The 17,188-nt window shown below is 59.5% G+C and carries 17 protein-coding genes; 10 read left to right on the top strand and 7 right to left on the bottom strand.

Annotated elements, in window-relative coordinates; all coding sequences use genetic code 11:
- Positions 1–124: 124 nt before the first annotated feature.
- Entirely contained in the window at positions 125–520 is a 396-nt protein-coding gene (gene msrB / locus ACRC4F_RS10775) for a peptide-methionine (R)-S-oxide reductase MsrB (protein WP_438659298.1), read from the bottom strand.
- 226 nt (positions 521–746) lie between these two features.
- Between msrB and ACRC4F_RS10770 the strand changes: the two genes are divergently transcribed.
- Positions 747–1,958 (top strand): pyridoxal phosphate-dependent aminotransferase, encoded by a 1,212-nt coding sequence (locus tag ACRC4F_RS10770; protein ID WP_438659297.1) that lies wholly within the window; start codon positions 747–749, stop codon positions 1,956–1,958.
- Between the two features lie 316 nt (positions 1,959–2,274).
- The gene (gene htpX / locus ACRC4F_RS10765; protein WP_059403635.1) at positions 2,275–3,162 is read left to right on the top strand and encodes a protease HtpX; all 888 of its coding nucleotides are present in this window, start codon (positions 2,275–2,277) and stop codon (positions 3,160–3,162) included.
- Positions 3,163–3,375: 213 nt separating this feature from the next.
- On the opposite strand, the gene ACRC4F_RS10760 is transcribed toward htpX, so the two are convergent.
- Positions 3,376–4,032 carry a thiopurine S-methyltransferase gene (locus ACRC4F_RS10760; protein ID WP_438659296.1) on the bottom strand — a complete coding sequence of 219 codons (657 nt, stop codon included), beginning with the start codon at positions 4,030–4,032 and terminating at the stop codon, positions 3,376–3,378.
- A gap of 103 nt (positions 4,033–4,135) precedes the next feature.
- Here ACRC4F_RS10760 and ACRC4F_RS10755 point away from each other — a divergent pair, with 103 nt between their 5' ends.
- Positions 4,136–4,903, top strand: coding sequence for a DODA-type extradiol aromatic ring-opening family dioxygenase (locus ACRC4F_RS10755; RefSeq protein ID WP_438659295.1), 768 nt, complete (start codon positions 4,136–4,138; stop codon positions 4,901–4,903).
- 215 nt (positions 4,904–5,118) lie between these two features.
- On the opposite strand, the gene ACRC4F_RS10750 is transcribed toward ACRC4F_RS10755, so the two are convergent.
- Positions 5,119–6,792: a DEAD/DEAH box helicase gene (locus ACRC4F_RS10750; protein ID WP_008146183.1), complete on the bottom strand. Its 1,674-nt coding sequence runs from the start codon at positions 6,790–6,792 to the stop codon at positions 5,119–5,121.
- 421 nt (positions 6,793–7,213) lie between these two features.
- Here ACRC4F_RS10750 and ACRC4F_RS10745 point away from each other — a divergent pair, with 421 nt between their 5' ends.
- Positions 7,214–8,005 (top strand): crotonase/enoyl-CoA hydratase family protein, encoded by a 792-nt coding sequence (locus ACRC4F_RS10745; protein WP_438659294.1) that lies wholly within the window; start codon positions 7,214–7,216, stop codon positions 8,003–8,005.
- A 138-nt stretch (positions 8,006–8,143) separates the two neighbouring features.
- Here the strand turns inward: ACRC4F_RS10745 and ACRC4F_RS10740 are convergent, their stop codons facing one another.
- Positions 8,144–8,899: a spermidine synthase gene (locus ACRC4F_RS10740; protein WP_438659293.1), complete on the bottom strand. Its 756-nt coding sequence runs from the start codon at positions 8,897–8,899 to the stop codon at positions 8,144–8,146.
- Positions 8,900–9,034: 135 nt separating this feature from the next.
- Between ACRC4F_RS10740 and ACRC4F_RS10735 the strand changes: the two genes are divergently transcribed.
- Positions 9,035–10,381 (top strand): class II 3-deoxy-7-phosphoheptulonate synthase, encoded by a 1,347-nt coding sequence (locus ACRC4F_RS10735; protein ID WP_438659292.1) that lies wholly within the window; start codon positions 9,035–9,037, stop codon positions 10,379–10,381.
- A gap of 132 nt (positions 10,382–10,513) precedes the next feature.
- Here ACRC4F_RS10735 and ACRC4F_RS10730 read toward each other — a convergent pair whose 3' ends face one another.
- Positions 10,514–11,743: a winged helix-turn-helix domain-containing protein gene (locus ACRC4F_RS10730; RefSeq protein ID WP_438659291.1), complete on the bottom strand. Its 1,230-nt coding sequence runs from the start codon at positions 11,741–11,743 to the stop codon at positions 10,514–10,516.
- A 64-nt stretch (positions 11,744–11,807) separates the two neighbouring features.
- The gene (locus ACRC4F_RS10725; protein WP_010461302.1) at positions 11,808–12,023 is read right to left on the bottom strand and encodes a DUF1127 domain-containing protein; all 216 of its coding nucleotides are present in this window, start codon (positions 12,021–12,023) and stop codon (positions 11,808–11,810) included.
- Positions 12,024–12,118: 95 nt separating this feature from the next.
- On the opposite strand from ACRC4F_RS10725, the gene ACRC4F_RS10720 reads away from it, so the two are divergent.
- The gene (locus tag ACRC4F_RS10720) at positions 12,119–12,973 is read left to right on the top strand and encodes a LysR substrate-binding domain-containing protein (RefSeq protein ID WP_438659290.1); all 855 of its coding nucleotides are present in this window, start codon (positions 12,119–12,121) and stop codon (positions 12,971–12,973) included.
- Here ACRC4F_RS10720 and ACRC4F_RS10715 read toward each other — a convergent pair.
- Positions 12,963–13,697 (bottom strand): sulfite exporter TauE/SafE family protein, encoded by a 735-nt coding sequence (locus ACRC4F_RS10715; protein ID WP_438659362.1) that lies wholly within the window; start codon positions 13,695–13,697, stop codon positions 12,963–12,965. The two genes, ACRC4F_RS10720 and ACRC4F_RS10715, sit on opposite strands and share 11 nt — an antisense overlap.
- Before the next feature lie 124 nt (positions 13,698–13,821).
- Between ACRC4F_RS10715 and ACRC4F_RS10710 the strand changes: the two genes are divergently transcribed.
- The 4 genes from ACRC4F_RS10710 to ACRC4F_RS10695 all read left to right on the top strand — a co-directional run bounded on the left by ACRC4F_RS10710 (position 13,822) and on the right by ACRC4F_RS10695 (position 17,124).
- Positions 13,822–14,778 (top strand): LysR family transcriptional regulator, encoded by a 957-nt coding sequence (locus tag ACRC4F_RS10710; protein WP_438659289.1) that lies wholly within the window; start codon positions 13,822–13,824, stop codon positions 14,776–14,778.
- A 69-nt stretch (positions 14,779–14,847) separates the two neighbouring features.
- Positions 14,848–15,309, top strand: coding sequence for a MarR family winged helix-turn-helix transcriptional regulator (locus ACRC4F_RS10705; protein WP_438659361.1), 462 nt, complete (start codon positions 14,848–14,850; stop codon positions 15,307–15,309).
- 347 nt (positions 15,310–15,656) lie between these two features.
- Complete coding sequence (locus ACRC4F_RS10700; protein ID WP_438659288.1) at positions 15,657–16,076, top strand: organic hydroperoxide resistance protein; 420 nt, start codon at positions 15,657–15,659, stop codon at positions 16,074–16,076.
- 31 nt (positions 16,077–16,107) lie between these two features.
- Positions 16,108–17,124 (top strand): alpha/beta hydrolase fold domain-containing protein, encoded by a 1,017-nt coding sequence (locus ACRC4F_RS10695; protein ID WP_438659287.1) that lies wholly within the window; start codon positions 16,108–16,110, stop codon positions 17,122–17,124.
- Positions 17,125–17,188 lie beyond the last annotated feature (64 nt).

The raw sequence follows: 17,188 nt of genomic DNA, 5'->3' as shown, positions 1-17,188 counted from the left end.
ATTCAGTCACCTGACGCGCAACCTGAACCTGTAGGAGCCGGCTTGCTGGCGATCGTCGCTGCGCGGTGTGTCAAACTCACCGCTATCACCAGCAAGCCGGCTCCTACAGAGGATCGAGGTAATCTTACTCGCGCGGCACCAGGTCCAGGCACACCGAGTTGATGCAATAGCGCAGGCCGGTCGGCGGCGGGCCATCCGGGAACACGTGCCCCAGGTGCGCCTCGCATTTGGCGCAGACCACTTCGGTGCGGATCATGCCGTGGCTGACATCTCGGATCTCGACCATGGCGCTGTCGCCGATTGGCGCGTAGAAGCTCGGCCAGCCGCAGCCGGAGTCGAATTTTGTCCTGGAGTCGAACAGCGGCTCGCTGCAGCAGATGCAGTTGTAGACGCCGTCAGTTTTGGTGTCGTTGTATTTGCCGGAAAACGGTCGTTCGGTGCCTTTGAGGCGGCACACGTTGTACTGCTCTGGATCGAGCATCGCCTTCCATTCTTCCAGGGTTTTTTCCAACTTTTCCATCATCACACCTCAGCGGCTGAAAAAGCCCGATCTGTACCTTTTCCACGGATCGGGCGGCACGTATGATTGCGCCTCGTCAAACGCCAGTCTGGCAGCCAGACCACGCGCATTCAAACGGATTTATGGGTGCTGCCTCTCAAGGCGTCAGGCCTGTGTGAATACGCAGGATTCCCAGTACGGTAGCTCATACGCCGCCTGGATCGTTCATTTTCGGGAACACATCGCCATGCAGGTCAGCAAATCGAACAAGCTCGCCAACGTCTGCTACGACATTCGCGGCCCAGTGCTCAAGCACGCCAAACGCCTGGAAGAGGAAGGTCATCGCATCCTCAAGCTGAACATCGGCAATCCGGCGCCTTTTGGTTTCGAAGCGCCGGACGAAATCCTCCAGGACGTGATCCGCAACCTGCCGACCGCTCAAGGCTATAGCGACTCCAAAGGCCTGTTCAGTGCGCGCAAGGCCGTCATGCAGTACTACCAGCAAAAGCAGGTGGAAGGCGTCGGCATTGAAGACATCTACCTGGGCAACGGTGTTTCCGAGCTGATCGTGATGTCGATGCAGGCATTGCTGAACAATGGCGACGAAGTGTTGGTACCTGCGCCTGACTATCCGCTGTGGACTGCCGCGGTGAGCCTGTCCGGCGGCAACCCGGTGCATTATCTGTGCGACGAGCAGGCCAACTGGTGGCCGGACCTGGCCGATATCAAGGCCAAGATCACCCCGAACACCAAGGCGCTGGTGATCATCAACCCGAACAACCCGACAGGCGCCGTGTACTCCAAAGAAGTGCTGCTGGGCATGCTGGAACTGGCTCGCCAGCACAATCTGGTGGTGTTCTCCGACGAGATCTACGACAAGATCCTGTACGACGACGCCGTGCACATCTGCACCGCATCCCTGGCGCCAGACTTGCTGTGCCTGACGTTCAATGGTCTGTCCAAGTCCTATCGCGTCGCCGGTTTCCGTTCCGGCTGGATCGTCATTTCCGGCCCGAAACACCACGCCCAGAGCTACATCGAAGGCATCGACATGCTGGCCAACATGCGCCTGTGTGCCAACGTGCCGAGCCAACACGCGATCCAGACCGCACTGGGCGGTTACCAGAGCATCAATGACCTGGTGTTACCGCAAGGTCGCTTGCTGGAACAACGCAATCGCACCTGGGAACTGCTCAACGATATTCCGGGCGTGAGCTGCGTCAAGCCGATGGGCGCGCTGTATGCGTTCCCGCGGATCGACCCGAAAGTCTGCCCGATCCACAACGACGAGAAGTTCGTGCTCGACCTGCTGCTCTCCGAGAAGCTGCTGGTGGTACAAGGCACGGCCTTCAACTGGCCTTGGCCGGATCACTTCCGTGTCGTGACCTTGCCACGGATCGACGACCTGGACATGGCCATCGGCCGCATTGGCAACTTCCTCAAATCCTACCGCCAGTAAACTGATAATCACCGTGCGATGTGTGCATCTGTCGCACGGTGATTAATTCAGCAACATATCTTTGCACCTCGCCAGACATCACTGCGCTTAGCGCTGATTGATGCCCCGCTTCGTGGCCGCGCCTAACAACGACGGGGCCTGCGACGCGAATTGACTGTCAAACGCTTCCTGCATCCCCGTCGGAAATGCCCTGCAAGCAGCTAGACTGTTGCCGTAGGACACAGTTTGAAATAGTCACTCGGTTGAATAGCCCGGTGCAGCACCTTATATACCCCGCAGTACGCTACATCTTTAGCATGAGGAGATTTCTACAACCATGATGCGCATCCTGCTGTTTTTGGCCACTAACCTGGCGGTCGTGCTGATTGCCAGCATCACCCTGAGCCTTTTTGGCTTCAACGGGTTCATGGCGGCCAACGGGGTTGATCTCAACCTCAATCAGCTGCTGATATTCTGTGCGGTCTTTGGTTTCGCCGGTTCCCTGTTCTCGCTGTTCATCTCCAAATGGATGGCGAAGATGAGCACCAGCACCCAAATCATCAGCCAGCCGCGCACACGTCACGAGCAATGGCTGCTGCAAACCGTCGAGCAACTGTCCCGCGAAGCCGGGATCAAGATGCCCGAAGTCGGGATTTTCCCCGCCTACGAGGCCAACGCGTTCGCCACGGGCTGGAACAAGAACGACGCACTGGTTGCGGTCAGCCAGGGTTTGCTCGAGCGTTTCTCGCCGGACGAAGTGAAGGCTGTCCTGGCCCACGAAATCGGCCACGTGGCCAACGGCGACATGGTCACCCTGGCGTTGATCCAGGGCGTGGTGAACACCTTCGTGATGTTCTTCGCACGGATCATCGGCAACTTTGTCGACAAGGTGATCTTCAAGAACGAAGAAGGCCAAGGCATCGCCTACTACGTGGCGACCATCTTCGCCGAACTGGTCCTGGGCATCCTGGCCAGCTCCATCGTCATGTGGTTCTCGCGCAAACGTGAGTTCCGTGCCGACGAAGCCGGTGCACGCCTGGCGGGTACCAGCGCGATGATCGGCGCCTTGCAACGCCTTCGCGCGGAACAGGGTCTGCCGGTGCACATGCCGGATACGCTGAATGCCTTTGGCATCAACGGTGGCATCAAACAAGGGTTCGCTCGCATGTTCATGAGCCACCCGCCGCTGGAAGAGCGTATTGACGCGTTGCGTCGTCGGGGCTGAGAGGTTCCGCACTAATAGAAAAGGCCCGCAGTGAATGCGGGCCTTTTTTTGGCTTGCTGATTGATGCGGTGTTCTTTCGGCCCTCATCGCGAGCAGGCTCACTCCCACAGGTGATCGAGTTAAATCACAATTTTATGATCGACATAGACCCAATGTGGGAGTGAGCTGGCTCCGGGCCGCGTTCCGACGATGGGGCCAGCAAATCAACACACCTTAATGACTGGAAACCCGATACACCCGCTCCTCAAGCCGAGTCACTCCCGCCTCCAGGAACTTCCCGCTCTCGCTCAACACGTCCTGGTCTTCCAGAACCTTCAGCCCCCAGGTCGCCCCGAACAAGCGCTGCACTTCGTCGTCCAGCACGGAGAAAGGCGGGCCGTCCATTTGCGACTGGTCATAATCCAGGGTAATCAAAAGCCCAAGCGAATCCTTCGGCAGAATCCGCTTCAGATGTTCGGCGTATTGCTCACGCATCTTCGGCGGCAAGGCAATCAACGCTGCGCGGTCGTACAGCGCGCTGCAATCGGCGACATCGCCGGCTGTCAGCGCGAAAAAGTCGCCGCACCAGACCTCGATCGAACCCGCCCGATAGACCGTGAAAGGACCCTGATCGCTGACGTCCGGGTCAAATTGATGCTCATGGAAAAAGTCCTCCACCGCCTTTTCCGACAACTCGATGCCCAGCACCTCGTGACCGCATTTGGCCAGCCACAGCAAATCCAGGCTTTTCCCACATAACGGCACCAGTACGCGCGCGCCCTCCTCCAGGCCGAGCTGCGGCCAATAACGTTGCAGATATGGATTCACTTCCGGCAGGTGAAAGCCGATCTGATTCGACGTCCACCGCTTGTGCCAAAACTCCGGCTGCATAATTAATCCCGAAAATTCGATCAAAAGACTCTAAAACTTATATTAGATTTAGATCAATGATCTGACTGAAGATGCTGCCATCTTACCCCTCAGGAGGTCATTCATGTTCCCCAGCCTGTACATATCCCATGGCTCACCCATGTTGGCACTGGAACCGGGCGCCAGCGGACCCGCCCTCGCTCGCCTGGCCGCCGAATTGCCGAAGCCGAAAGCCATCGTGATGGTGTCGGCGCACTGGGAAAGCAACGAACTGCTGGTCAGCGGCAATCCCCGGCCTGAAACCTGGCATGACTTCGGCGGCTTTCCCAAGGCCCTGTTCGAGGTGCAATACCCGGCGCCTGGCGACCCACAGCTGGCGGCAGAGGTTGTCGAGTTGCTGAAGGCCGATGGCCTGCCTTCGCGCCTCGATGCCAAGCGGCCGTTCGATCACGGGGTCTGGGTGCCGTTGTCATTGATGTATCCGCAGGCCGACATCCCGGTGGTGCAGGTCTCGCTGCCCACCCGTGGCGGTCCTGCCCTGCAAACCCGGGTCGGTCGTGCCCTGGCCAGCCTGCGCGAACACGGCGTGTTGTTGATCGGTTCTGGCAGCATCACCCACAACCTGCGAGAACTGGACTGGCACGCTGGCCCGGAAAGCGTCGAGCCGTGGGCCAGATCTTTCCGCGACTGGATGATTGAAAAACTCGCGGTCAACGATGAAGCCGCGCTGCACGACTATCGCCAGCAGGCGCCGAACGCTGTGCGCAACCATCCCAGCGATGAGCATTTGCTGCCGTTGTACTTTGCTCGCGGGGCTGGGGGTGAGTTCAGTGTTGCGCACCAGGGATTTACGATGGGTGCGCTGGGCATGGACATTTATCGTTTTGGCTGACAGAAGACCGAGTCGCCCCCATCGCGAGCAGGCTCGCTCCCACAGAGGATCTGTGAAATACACGAATATTGTGTTCACTGAAGATCAAGTGTGGAAGCGAGCCTGCTCGCGATTAGCCGCGACACGACCCAAAAGCCAGGCACAAACAGCAGGCCAAAAAAATCCCCGAACCAGTCGGGGATTTTTTATGTTCGATCAATCAGCCCGAGAGCGGATCAATCTTCGCGATAGCGACGCAGCTTCAACTGCTTACCGGCAACGCGAGTGTCCTTCAGCTTGGTCAGCAGACGCTCCAGACCATCTTCCGGCAGCTCGACGAGGCTGAAGCTGTCACGCACCTGGATGCGACCGATTGCTTCGCGAGCCAGACCACCTTCGTTGAGGATGGCGCCCAGCAGGTTCTTGGCAGCGATACCATCACGCGCGCCCAGCGCGGTACGGCAACGAGCACGACCTTCGGCCAATGGAACCGGAGCACGACGCTCACGATCACCACGGTCCGGACGATCACCGGTACGCTCTGGACGATCGCCACGCGGTGCATTGTTCGGCACCAGCGGACGTTCTTTCTCGATGGCAGCCAGGGTCAACGCCTGAGCGTTGGTTGCCTTGCGCAGCAGAGCAGCGGCCAGTGCACGCGGAGTGCAACCGATGTCGGCGGTCAGACGATCCAGCAGATCACCGTGAGTCGATTCGGCATCAGCCACCAGCGGCGACAGACTGTTGGTCAGTTTCTTGATGCGGGCATCGAGAACAGCCTGAGCATCCGGCAGGCGGACTTCGGCAACTTTCTGACCAGTTACACGCTCGATCACTTGCAGCATGCGGCGCTCACGTGGAGTCACCAGCAACAATGCACGACCTTCGCGACCGGCACGGCCAGTACGGCCGATACGGTGAACGTAGGACTCTGGATCGTAAGGCATATCAACGTTGAACACGTGAGTGATACGCGGAACGTCCAGGCCACGAGCAGCAACGTCGGTCGCCACAACGATGTCCAGACGGCCATCCTTGAGGGATTCGATTACGCGCTCACGCTGGTTCTGAGCAATGTCACCGTTCAGCGCAGCGGCTTTGTAGCCTTTGGCTTCCAGGGCACTGGCCAGGTCCAGGGTCGCTTGTTTGGTGCGCACGAACATGATCAGGGCGTCGAAGTCTTCCACTTCCAGCAGGCTCAATACAGCCGAGGTCTTCTGGTCAGCGTGAACCAACAGGTGAGCCTGTTCGATCGCGGTAACGGTCTGAGTCTTGGTCTGGATCTTCACGTGTTGCGGATCGCGCAGATGGCGTTCGGCAATGGCACGGATCGACTGTGGCAGGGTGGCCGAGAACAATACGGTCTGACGGGTTGGTGGCAGAGCCTTGAAGATAACTTCGAGGTCGTCCATGAAACCCAGTTTGAGCATTTCGTCCGCTTCGTCGAGAACCAGGTGGTTCACGGTCGACAGGACTTTTTCGTCACGACGCAAGTGGTCGCACAGACGGCCCGGCGTGGCGACAACGATCTGTGCGCCATTACGGATTGCTTTCAGTTGTGGGCCCATCGGGGCGCCGCCGTAAACGGCCACAACGGTAACGCCCGGCATTTGCTTGGCGTAGGTTTCGAAAGCGGTTGCTACTTGCAGCGCCAACTCACGGGTTGGCGCCAGGATCAGGGCTTGCGGCTCGCGCTTGGCAGGATCGATGCGGTGCAGGATCGGCAGGGCGAACGCAGCGGTTTTACCCGTACCGGTTTGCGCCTGACCAATCATGTCGTGACCGGCCATGATGATCGGGATCGATTGCTGCTGAATAGCCGAAGGCTCTTCGTAGCCAGTCGCAATGACGGCTGCAAGAATATTCGGATTAAGATTAAAAGCGGCGAAGCCGCCGGTTTCCTGGGTCATGGGTCTGCCTCTAAGTGCATCCGCAAAGACCCATGCTCCAAAGCTGCGCATGCCGTGTAAGACTCAAGAGTCGCCCTGGCTGCTTTGTCGGCGGGGATTTGCGAAAACGAATGAATGAAAAAGATTCGTCAAGGGAGAGTCCGCTGTGCGGACGTGCAGCCGAAGCTGACTTCGGGAAATTGCGCTACCTAAACGCGGCCCGGTTAAAGGCCGGCGCGCACTATACCGGAATTCGCCCAAAAAGGGAGCATTATTTGTCGGAAAACTGACGTAAACGCCGTTGTGTCACAGGCTTTGCGGATAATCGTGCAACGGTCTATTTTTCAAAGGCCCGGCCCTGCTGGCGATGGCGCTAAAACGGTTCATCCCTGTGACGCAGACCTTCGGTCTGGCACACCCTTCCCGCCCGAGGAAATGCTCCATGAATCAGCCCGGCTCCAGTCGTGTCACCCGTGAAAAACACGGCCATGTCCTGCTGATTGGCCTGGATCGGGTGGCCAAGCGCAACGCCTTCGATCTTGACCTGCTCAACGAACTGAGCCTGGCCTACGGCGAGTTCGAGGCCGACAGTGAAGCGCGGGTGGCGGTGGTGTTCGCTCATGGTGAGCATTTCACCGCCGGGCTCGACTTGATCAATGCCAGCGCGGCCCTGGCCGAAGGCTGGCAGGCACCGCCCGGCGGTTGCGATCCGTGGGGCGTGTTTGCCGGGCCGAGGGTAAGCAAACCGGTGATCGTCGCCGCGCAAGGCTACTGCCTGACCATCGGCATCGAGCTGATGCTGGCCGCCGACATCAACCTCTGCGCCAGCAACACCCGTTTTGCCCAGAAGGAAGTGCAGCGTGGGATCTTCCCGTTCGGTGGCGCCACGTTGCGTCTGCATCAAGTCGCCGGCTGGGGCAACGCCATGCGCTGGCTGCTGACCGGCGATGAATTCGATGCGCATGACGCGTTGCACCTGGGGTTGGTGCAGGAAGTCATGGCCAGCGAGGATTTGCTGCCGCGCGCGATTGAATTGGCTGAACGGATTGCCCGGCAGGCACCGCTGGGGGTTCAGGCAACGTTGATGTCGGCCCGGCAGGCGCGTTACGAAGGGGAAACGGCGGCGGCGCAGGGATTGCCGGCATTGGCGAAGAAGTTGCTGGCGAGTGAGGATGCAAAGGAAGGCGTGCGGTCGATGATCGAGAAGCGGCCGGGCATCTTCAAGGGCTGCTGAAAGAATTGCTTTTGTGGCGAGGGAGCTTGCTCCCGCTGGGCTGCGAAGCGGCCCCACAATCTTCGCAATCAATGCAAATCTTGTAAGTGCTGCGCACTCAAACGGGAGCAAGCTCCCTCGCCACAAGACCTCATCGCATCAGGTCGCCGGGCGGATCGCCTTGATCAACGACTGCAACGAATACCCCAACCGCGGTGCCAGCCCTTCGGCCCGGGTAATCAGCCCGTCCATGTCCAGTTCCTGATCCAGCTCCGAAGGCACGAGCAAAATCACGTTGCCCTCTTTCACCGGCAGCTCCCAGTAATGACGGTGATAGAGGCCACGCAACAACGCAGCGCCCAACGGCTTGCCGTCGTCGGTCGCCCATTGATTGATCACCAGCCAGCCGCCCGGATTCAGGCGTTTCTGACAGTTTTCCAGGAAATTCCACGCCAGATGCCCGACGCCCGGCCCGACATCGGTGTAAAGGTCGACGAAAATCAGGTCCGCCGGTTCAGCGGTATCGAGCAATTCCAGCGCATCACCGACACGGATATACAGCCGTGGATCGTCATCCAGCCCCAGGTATTCGATGGCCAGACGCGGCACGTCAGGGCGCAGTTCAATGGCTTCGACATCTTCAAGCGGCAGGAACTTGAGGCACGCCTGGGTCAGCGTGCCGGCGCCAAGGCCAAGAAACAGAGCGCTTTCAGGCTGTTCGTGGCACAGCGCGCCAATCAGCATCGCGCGGGTGTAATCGTACTCGAGCCAGCTGGGGTCAGCCGTGAACACGCAACTCTGCTCGATGGCATCACCGAACTCGAGAAAACGGTAATCGGCCACTTCCAGCACGCGAATCACGCCGAACTCATCCTGTACCTCGGCGAGCAGATGCTCGACGCGCTCCTCAGTCATTTCGTCTCCAGATTGTTGCCGGCCCGCCGCAACATGAAGCGGCAAAGGCGCGATTGTCCGCGAAGCAAGCGGAACAGGTCACGCACTAATTTGCTGATAACATGAACGTCCGAGCGTAAAACAACCGAGACCGTGATGAGCCAACCCTGGAGCCCTGACAGCTGGCGCGCCCTGCCGATCCAGCAACAACCCCACTACCCCGACGCTGCGCATTTGCAGCAGGTCGAGCAAACCCTGGCGAGCTATCCGCCCCTGGTGTTTGCCGGTGAGGCCCGAGAGTTGCGCCGTCAGTTTGCCCAGGTCACTGAGGGCCGCGCGTTTCTGTTGCAAGGTGGCGATTGCGCCGAAAGCTTCGCCGAGTTCTCCGCCGCGAAAATTCGCGACACCTTTAAAGTCCTGCTGCAAATGGCGATCGTCATGACCTTCGCCGCCGGTTGTCCGGTGGTCAAGGTCGGGCGCATGGCCGGCCAGTTCGCCAAGCCGCGCTCGGCCAACGACGAAACCATCGACGGCGTGACCCTGCCCGCCTACCGTGGCGACATCGTCAACGGCATCGGTTTCGACGAAAAAAGCCGCGTGCCGGACCCGGAGCGCTTGCTCCAGTCCTACCACCAGTCCACCGCGACCCTGAACCTGCTGCGAGCTTTCGCCCAAGGCGGATTCGCCGACCTGCATCAAGTGCACAAGTGGAACCTGGATTTCATCGCCAACTCGGCACTGGCCGAGAAATACAGCCACCTGGCTGATCGCATCGACGAAACCCTGGCCTTCATGCGCGCCTGCGGCATGGACAGTTCGCCGCAACTGCGCGAAACCAGCTTCTTCACCGCCCACGAAGCATTGCTGCTGAATTACGAAGAAGCCTTTGTGCGCCGCGACAGCCTGACCAACGATTACTACGATTGCTCGGCGCACATGCTGTGGATCGGTGATCGCACCCGTCAGCTCGATGGCGCTCACGTCGAGTTCCTGCGTGGCGTGAACAACCCGATCGGGGTCAAGGTCGGCCCGAGCATGAACCCTGAAGACCTGATTCGCCTGATCGACGTGCTCAACCCGGATAACGATCCGGGCCGCTTGAACCTGATTGCGCGGATGGGTGCAAACAAGGTCGGCGATCATTTGCCGGCGCTGATCCGCGCCGTGCAGCGTGAAGGCAAGCAGGTGCTCTGGAGTTCCGACCCGATGCACGGCAATACCATCAAGGCCAGCAGCGGCTACAAAACCCGCGACTTCGCGCAGATCCTCGGTGAGGTGAAGCAGTTCTTCCAGGTTCATGAAGCGGAAGGCACTTATGCCGGCGGTATCCACATCGAGATGACCGGGCAGAACGTGACCGAGTGCATTGGTGGCGCGCGGCCGATTACTGAAGACGGGTTGTCGGATCGGTATCACACCCACTGCGATCCGCGGATGAATGCTGATCAGTCGCTGGAGTTGGCGTTTCTGATTGCCGAGACCTTGAAGCAAGTCCGACGCTGAGGTCTGTAACCTCTTTATCGTTTGAACCGGCCTCTTCGCGGGCAAGCCCGCTCCCACAAGAACCGCGCTGATCACAGATTTTGTGAACGGCGCGAGCCCTGTGGGAGCGAGCTTGCTCGCGATGGCGTCAGGTCAGTCAGCGCCAACTTGTGCCAACGCCACCCGCAACCGCGCCGCACTCGCCCGCGGGCAATTCAGCTGAACCTGCTCAAGCCCGAGCCAATCCGCCATCTGCCGCAGATTGACCGCCAACGCCAGCATCCCCGCCTCGTCCAGCCCCGGTTCCTCTTCATGCACGGCATGCACCGCCAGCCGGCCCAACGCTCGCTCGGCGCGCAAATCCACCCGCGCGGCAATCCGCTCATTGTGCAAAAACGGCAACACGTAATAGCCGTAGACCCGCTTGTCCTGCGGCGTATAAATCTCCAGCCGATAGCGAAAATCGAACAACCGCTCGGTGCGGCTGCGTTCCCAGATCAACGAATCAAACGGTGACAGCAGCGCACTGGATTCGACTTTGCGCGGCACTTTCGGCTCGGGCAAGCAATAGGCCGGTTGCCGCCAGCCCTGAACCTCGCAAGCCAGCAATTCGCCCGCCTCTACCAGTTCCGCCAGACGCGGCCGGCTGTCTGCCGGGTTCAAGCGAAAATAATCGCGCAGATCCTTTTCCGTGCCGACACCCAATGCCGTCGCGGCATGCAGCAACAACCCGCGCTGGGCCTCGGCCTCACTGAGCAAAGGCTGTTGCAGGATCGCCGAAGGAATCACTCGTTCAGGCAGGTCATAAAGTCGCTCGAATCCACGGCGGCCGGCGACCGTCACTTCACCGGCGGCGAACAACCATTCCAGCGCATGTTTTTCAGCGCTCCAGTCCCACCATGGCCCGGCCCGTTCCTGACGGGTCGACAAGCTTCCGGCACCCAGTGCGCCGAGTGTCTGAACCGAGGCCAGCACTCGGCGAATCGTGTCCTGCTGCTCGCGACCGAATCGCGCCAATTGTTGATAGATGTCTTCGCCGCGCGTCGCACGCTGCATACGCCAACGCATCAAGGGGTACATCGACAGGGGCAATAACGAAGCTTCATGGCCCCAATATTCGAACAACGTGCGTCGCCGGCCCTGACTCCAGGCAGCCTGATCGAGCAAGTCGGGTGAGTAATTACCGAGGCGGGAAAACAAGGGAAGGTAGTGCGAACGCACCAACGCATTGACCGAATCGATCTGCAGGATGCCCAGGCGTTCGATCAGCCGGTTGAGCTGAACCGGTTTGATCGCCGCTGGCGGTTGCCGCCCGTTGAACCCTTGGGCGGCCAGCGCCAGACGTCGAGCCTGTTTGAGGGTAAAGGACACTGTTGCGGGCATGAGCATCTCCTTGTCTGCTCGCAACCTACCTCACCGGGAAGGGAGTTGTGTAGCGATGGCCTCATCATTTATGCATCGGATCATCCCAGAACGGCCTGACCGATTCATGTTCCACATCCGCACGACTCACGCCGATGTCTTTCAGTGCTTCGTCGCTCAAGCTGGCCAGCAGCTCACGTTCACGGTGAAGTTCGTACCAGCGACTAAACTTGTGCAGCAGATCGGATACCGCGTGGATTGAGAATTTTTCTTCCGTTACATGCTCGTTATGACCTTTCATCTTGTTGCCCTCCTTAGGGATGGCTCAAGTCTCGCCTCAGCGCTAAGATCAATCCAACGAATGTTTCTGATGGTAACCATCTCGGAGATTGATGGATGTCGGCGTACCCAAGTATCGATACTGACGTGCTGCGCACCTTCGTCGCCATCGCCGACCAGGGCGGGTTTACCCGTGCCGGTGAAATGGTCAACCGCACGCAGTCAGCGGTGAGCATGCAGATGAAGCGTCTGGAAGAAGACGTGTTGCAGCGCCAGCTGTTCGAGCGTGACGGACGCCAGGTCAAGCTGACCGCCGAAGGCCAGGTTTTGCTGGGTTACGCGCGGCGCATCCTCAAACTCCACAGCGAAGTCTTCAATACCCTGCGCGAGCCGCACATGGTTGGTACCGTGCGCATCGGCACGCCCGATGACTACGTGATGCGTTTTCTGCCGGGAATCCTGTCGCGTTTCGCCAAGTTTTACCCGCTGATCCAGATCGAGGTTCACTGCGAATCATCAAAACAATTGTTGCAACGCCAGGACCTGGACTTGTCCATCGTCACCCGCGAGCCGGGCAGCGAGATCGGCCAGTTGTTGCGCAAGGAACGCTTCGTCTGGGCCGAAGCACAGTGCTACAGCGCCCACGAACAGACGCCGCTGCCACTGGCAATGTTCAACAGTGATTGTTTCTGCAGGCTGTGGGCGTGCAATGCGCTGGACGCCATGGGCCGCGATTACCGCATTGCCTACAACAGTTCGAGCCTGTCGGCGTTGATGGCGGTGGTCAGTGCGGGCCTCGCGGTGACCGCGCAGCTGGAAAGCCTGATCACACCGGACATGCGCATCCTCGGGGCCGCCGAAGACCTGCCGCTGTTGCCGGAAGCCAGCATCATGCTGGTGCGCAACCTGCACAACCCTTCCCCGATTACCGAATGCCTGGCCGAGCACATCGTCGAAGGCTTCAAACTTTAAACGCGAGCATCACCGCGCACAGCACCAGGAAACCGCAGAACAACCCGCGCAATAGTCGCTCAGGCATGGCGTGGGCGATCTTCACGCCCCAGCTGATGCTCATCAACCCGCCGACGGCCAACGGCAACCCGATCATCCAGTCCACTTGATGATGCACCGCGTACGTCACCAGTGTGACGCCGGTGCTGGGCAATGCCAGGGCCAGCGACAAGCCTTGGGCCACCACTTGAGTAGTGCCGAACAGGCTGGTCAACACCGGCGTCGCCACCACAGCCCCGCCCACTCCGAACAACCCGCCCATGGTGCCGGATGCCGCACCGAGTACGCCCAGCCATGGCCAGGAATACCGCATCTGTGCAGAGACCGGTGCATTAACGGTGAACATGCGCACCAGGTTGTAGGCCGACAGGGCAATCAGGAATGCGACAAATCCCACACGCATGGTTTGCGCGTCGATGCCCACCGCCCAAATCGATCCGATCCAGGCAAAGCAAAACCCCATCGCCGCCAATGGCAACGCGTGGCGCATTTCGATGCGGTTGCGCTGGTGATAACGCCACAGCGCCAGCATCACATTGGGCACGACCATGACCAACGCCGTGCCTTGGGCGATTTGCTGATCAAGACCGAACAGCACGCCTAACAACGGAATCGCGATCAAGCCACCGCCGATGCCGAATAGCCCGCCGAGGGTTCCCAGGGCCGCGCCGAAGACCAGATACATCACGAACTCAATCACAAGCGAATTTCCTTTTTTCAGGTGATTCATCCTACGCAGTCGACGCTGGCGGGGAAACGCAAAGCAACGCACAATGGCTGTGCCAACTTCGCACAAGCGCTGACTGAACATGAACCCCAATCAATTGACCGAACAACTCGGTCTGTTCCTTGATGTGTTGGAAAGCGGGAGCTTTTCCGCCGCCTCCCGACGACATCCATTGACCCCTTCGGCGGTAGCACGGCGCATCGACAGCCTGGAAAATGCCGTCGGTAGCCAGCTGTTCATCCGCAGCACCCACGCTGTGCGCGCAACGCCGGCAGGCCTGGCGTTCGCCGAACGGGCGCGGCGAATCGTGGCGGAATTGCGCCTGGCCCGGGCTGAAGCCGTGTCCCTGAGCAGCGCGCCGGAAGGCTTGATCCGCATCGATGCGCCAGCGGCATTCGGCCGACGGCACCTGGCGCCGGTGATTGCCGACTTTCTGATGCTCTACCCCGGGCTCGATGTGCAATTGCACTTGATCGATAGCTTTGTCGACATGCAGGGGCTGAACCTCGGCAAGGTGGACCTAGTGCTGCGCGCCGGGCAAATGGCCGACACTCGGCTGGTAGCCACGCCGCTGGCGAGTATGGTGCGCATTGCCTGTGCCAGCCCTGAATACCTGAAACGTCGCGGCATCCCGACCGAGCCGGCGCAATTGATCGAGCATGACGGTCTCGACTGGGACGGCCTGGCCCCACCGTTCGCCTGGCGCTTTGAACGCGACGGGCACATGCACCTGCATCGCCCTGCGCGCATCCGCATGAGCGCCAACAATGCCGAGGCGCTGGTCTGTGGTGCGTTGGCGGGATTGGGCATCGCGCATTTGCCAACCTGGCTGGCCAGCGAGTACCTGTTGCGCGGCGAATTACTGCCGTTGTTTTGTGAACACGGCCTGCCACCTGCGGAATCCACCGGCATCTATGCGCTGCGCCTGTCGCAGCAACCCAACTCCCGCAGTCGCTTGTTGCTGGAATACCTGAAAACCCGCTTTAGCCCAATTCCGCCGTGGGATCTGGCACTGCAAAACACCCTCGACCGCCACTAGTCCAGAATTGTCTGGTGCATTAAAGATTCGTCCGCTAGATTCATGACGATCACTGATCAAGGCTTTGAAATGACCACCGAGCGCAATACCCAGGATAACTGCGACCAGTTGCTGCTGGACAATCAGGCTTGCTTTGCCCTGCATTCCACCTCGCTGCTGATGACCAAGGTGTACAAGCCGCTGCTGCAAGCGTTGGGCCTGACCTATCCGCAGTATCTGGCGATGATGGTGTTGTGGGAACGGGATGGCTTGACCGTCGGCGAAATCAGCACGCGACTGCTGACCGACCCCGGCTCACTGACACCTTTGCTGAAACGGCTGGAGGTCGAAGGACTGCTCAGCCGCACCCGCAGCCGCGAGGATGAACGGGTGGTGATTGTCGAGTTGACCGAGCAGGGACGCGCGTTGCGAGAAAAGGCGCGCAGCGTACCCCAGTGCATTCTCGGCGCCAGCGGCATGACGCTTGAACGATTGCAGAAACTGCAAGCGGAGCTGCAAGTGCTGCGCACCAACCTCCAAGAAAGCCTCTAATCCCTCAATCCACCCCAAATCCCTGTGGGAGCGAGCCTGCTCGCGATTGCAGTGTGTCATTCAGCATTGATACTGACTGACACTCCGTCATCGCGAGCAGGCTCGCTCCCACATTTGTTTTGTGGTGCCCCTGCCGACCTCGTCCCCCCCCCTCGAAAATTTCCCTCCTAAAAAACCCTGCCGCGACCGCTCTAACTCAACACATCCAATCAACGCCCACGTCCAAGCCAAGACTTTCTCAAAAATTTATCTTGCGCACTAAATATTTGCGCGATACATTCACCTCGCACTTACTTAGCGCGCAAACATTTAGCGCGAACCAATCACATCCACACGAGGCTCACACCATGCAAACTCTCTACACCGCAATCGCAACCTCCACCGGCGGCCGTGACGGTCGTGCGGTTTCCAGTGACAACATCCTCGACGTCAAACTCGCTACCCCAAAAGAACTCGGTGGTGCCGGCGGCGCAGCGTCCAACCCTGAACAACTGTTCGCCGCTGGCTACTCCGCCTGCTTCATCGGCGCGCTGAAGTTCGTTGCCAGCCAGACCAAACGCAGCATCCCGAACGATGCGTCGATCACCGCCCATGTCGGCATCGGCCAGATTCCTGGTGGTTTCGGTCTGGACATCGACTTGCACATCAGCCTGCCGGGTCATGAACAAGCCGACGCGCAAAGCCTGGTCGAGGCTGCCCACCAGGTCTGCCCGTACTCGAACGCGACCCGTGGCAATGTCGATGTGCGTCTGCACGTGACCGTCTAAGCTGACTTCCAGGCCCGAACAGGAAACGAACATGAACACTTTCAGCAAAGTATTGACCGGTACCCTTCTCGCCTTGTCCATTAGCAACGCGTTTGCAGGCGATGGGGTTGAACACAACACCCAGGCGTTCCTCGATGTGCTGAATGCCGGCACCGGCAAACCGATGGAACAACTCACCCCCAAAGAAGCCCGTGCGGTGCTGGTGGGTGCGCAATCCTCGGTGAAACTGACACTGCCAAAAGCCGATGTCAGCGAGAAGACCATTCAAGTCGACGGCCAACCGCTCAGCCTGACCATCGTCCGGCCGGCCGGGGTCAAAGGCGAGCTGCCGGTGTTCATGTTCTTCCACGGCGGTGGCTGGGTGCTCGGGGACTTCCCGACCCACGAACGCCTGGTTCGTGACCTGGTAACGGGTTCAGGTGCGGCGGCTGTGTTCGTCAATTACACCCCGTCGCCGGAAGCGCATTACCCGGTGGCGATCAACCAGGCTTACGCCGCAACCCAATGGGTGGCCGAGCACGGTAAAGAGATCAACGTCGATGGCAAGCGCCTGGCCGTGGCCGGCAACAGTGTCGGTGGCAACATGGCGGCGGTGGTTGCGCTGATGGCCAAAGACAAAGGCACGCCGGCGATCAAGTTCCAGGTGCTGCTGTGGCCGGTGACGGATGCCAACTTCGAAACCGCGTCCTACAACCAGTTTGCCGAGGGGCACTTCCTCACCAAAAACATGATGAAGTGGTTCTGGGACAACTACACCACCGATGCCAAGCAGCGTAACGAGATCTACGCCTCACCGCTGCGGGCTACCACTGCGCAACTGAAGGGCTTGCCTCCTGCGCTGGTGCAGACGGCCGGTGCCGATGTGTTGCGCGATGAGGGTGAAGCCTACGCCCGCAAACTCGACGAGGCCGGTGTGCCGGTTACGTCGGTGCGCTACAACGGCATGATTCACGATTATGGTTTGTTGAATGTGGTGAGCCAGGTTCCAGCAGTACGCTCCGCGATGTTGCAAGCCTCCGAAGAACTCAAGCAACACCTGAAGAAGTAACACCACCACCTTGTAGGAGCCGGCTTGCTGGCGATGGCGATTTTGAAGACGCCATCGCCAGATC

It is taken from the genome of Pseudomonas sp. (genome assembly GCF_051660785.1).
In the GTDB taxonomy this organism is placed as follows: domain Bacteria; phylum Pseudomonadota; class Gammaproteobacteria; order Pseudomonadales; family Pseudomonadaceae; genus Aquipseudomonas.
Note: the sequence above shows the minus strand (reverse complement) of the source record. Positions and strands in the feature narration are given on the sequence as shown.

Coding starts and splice junctions, on each gene's coding strand:
- ACRC4F_RS10770 (WP_438659297.1), top strand. CDS start 747: ATGCAGGTCAGCAAATCGAACAAGCTCGCCAACGTCTGCTACGACATT.
- ACRC4F_RS10695 (WP_438659287.1), top strand. CDS start 16,108: ATGAACACTTTCAGCAAAGTATTGACCGGTACCCTTCTCGCCTTGTCC.
- ACRC4F_RS10700 (WP_438659288.1), top strand. CDS start 15,657: ATGCAAACTCTCTACACCGCAATCGCAACCTCCACCGGCGGCCGTGAC.
- ACRC4F_RS10735 (WP_438659292.1), top strand. CDS start 9,035: ATGAGCCAACCCTGGAGCCCTGACAGCTGGCGCGCCCTGCCGATCCAG.
- ACRC4F_RS10720 (WP_438659290.1), top strand. CDS start 12,119: ATGTCGGCGTACCCAAGTATCGATACTGACGTGCTGCGCACCTTCGTC.
- msrB (WP_438659298.1), bottom strand. CDS start 520: ATGGAAAAGTTGGAAAAAACCCTGGAAGAATGGAAGGCGATGCTCGAT.
- ACRC4F_RS10760 (WP_438659296.1), bottom strand. CDS start 4,032: ATGCAGCCGGAGTTTTGGCACAAGCGGTGGACGTCGAATCAGATCGGC.
- ACRC4F_RS10750 (WP_008146183.1), bottom strand. CDS start 6,792: ATGACCCAGGAAACCGGCGGCTTCGCCGCTTTTAATCTTAATCCGAAT.
- ACRC4F_RS10740 (WP_438659293.1), bottom strand. CDS start 8,899: ATGACTGAGGAGCGCGTCGAGCATCTGCTCGCCGAGGTACAGGATGAG.
- ACRC4F_RS10715 (WP_438659362.1), bottom strand. CDS start 13,697: ATGTATCTGGTCTTCGGCGCGGCCCTGGGAACCCTCGGCGGGCTATTC.
- ACRC4F_RS10710 (WP_438659289.1), top strand. CDS start 13,822: ATGAACCCCAATCAATTGACCGAACAACTCGGTCTGTTCCTTGATGTG.
- ACRC4F_RS10705 (WP_438659361.1), top strand. CDS start 14,848: ATGACCACCGAGCGCAATACCCAGGATAACTGCGACCAGTTGCTGCTG.
- ACRC4F_RS10755 (WP_438659295.1), top strand. CDS start 4,136: ATGTTCCCCAGCCTGTACATATCCCATGGCTCACCCATGTTGGCACTG.
- htpX (WP_059403635.1), top strand. CDS start 2,275: ATGATGCGCATCCTGCTGTTTTTGGCCACTAACCTGGCGGTCGTGCTG.
- ACRC4F_RS10730 (WP_438659291.1), bottom strand. CDS start 11,743: ATGCCCGCAACAGTGTCCTTTACCCTCAAACAGGCTCGACGTCTGGCG.
- ACRC4F_RS10745 (WP_438659294.1), top strand. CDS start 7,214: ATGAATCAGCCCGGCTCCAGTCGTGTCACCCGTGAAAAACACGGCCAT.
- ACRC4F_RS10725 (WP_010461302.1), bottom strand. CDS start 12,023: ATGAAAGGTCATAACGAGCATGTAACGGAAGAAAAATTCTCAATCCAC.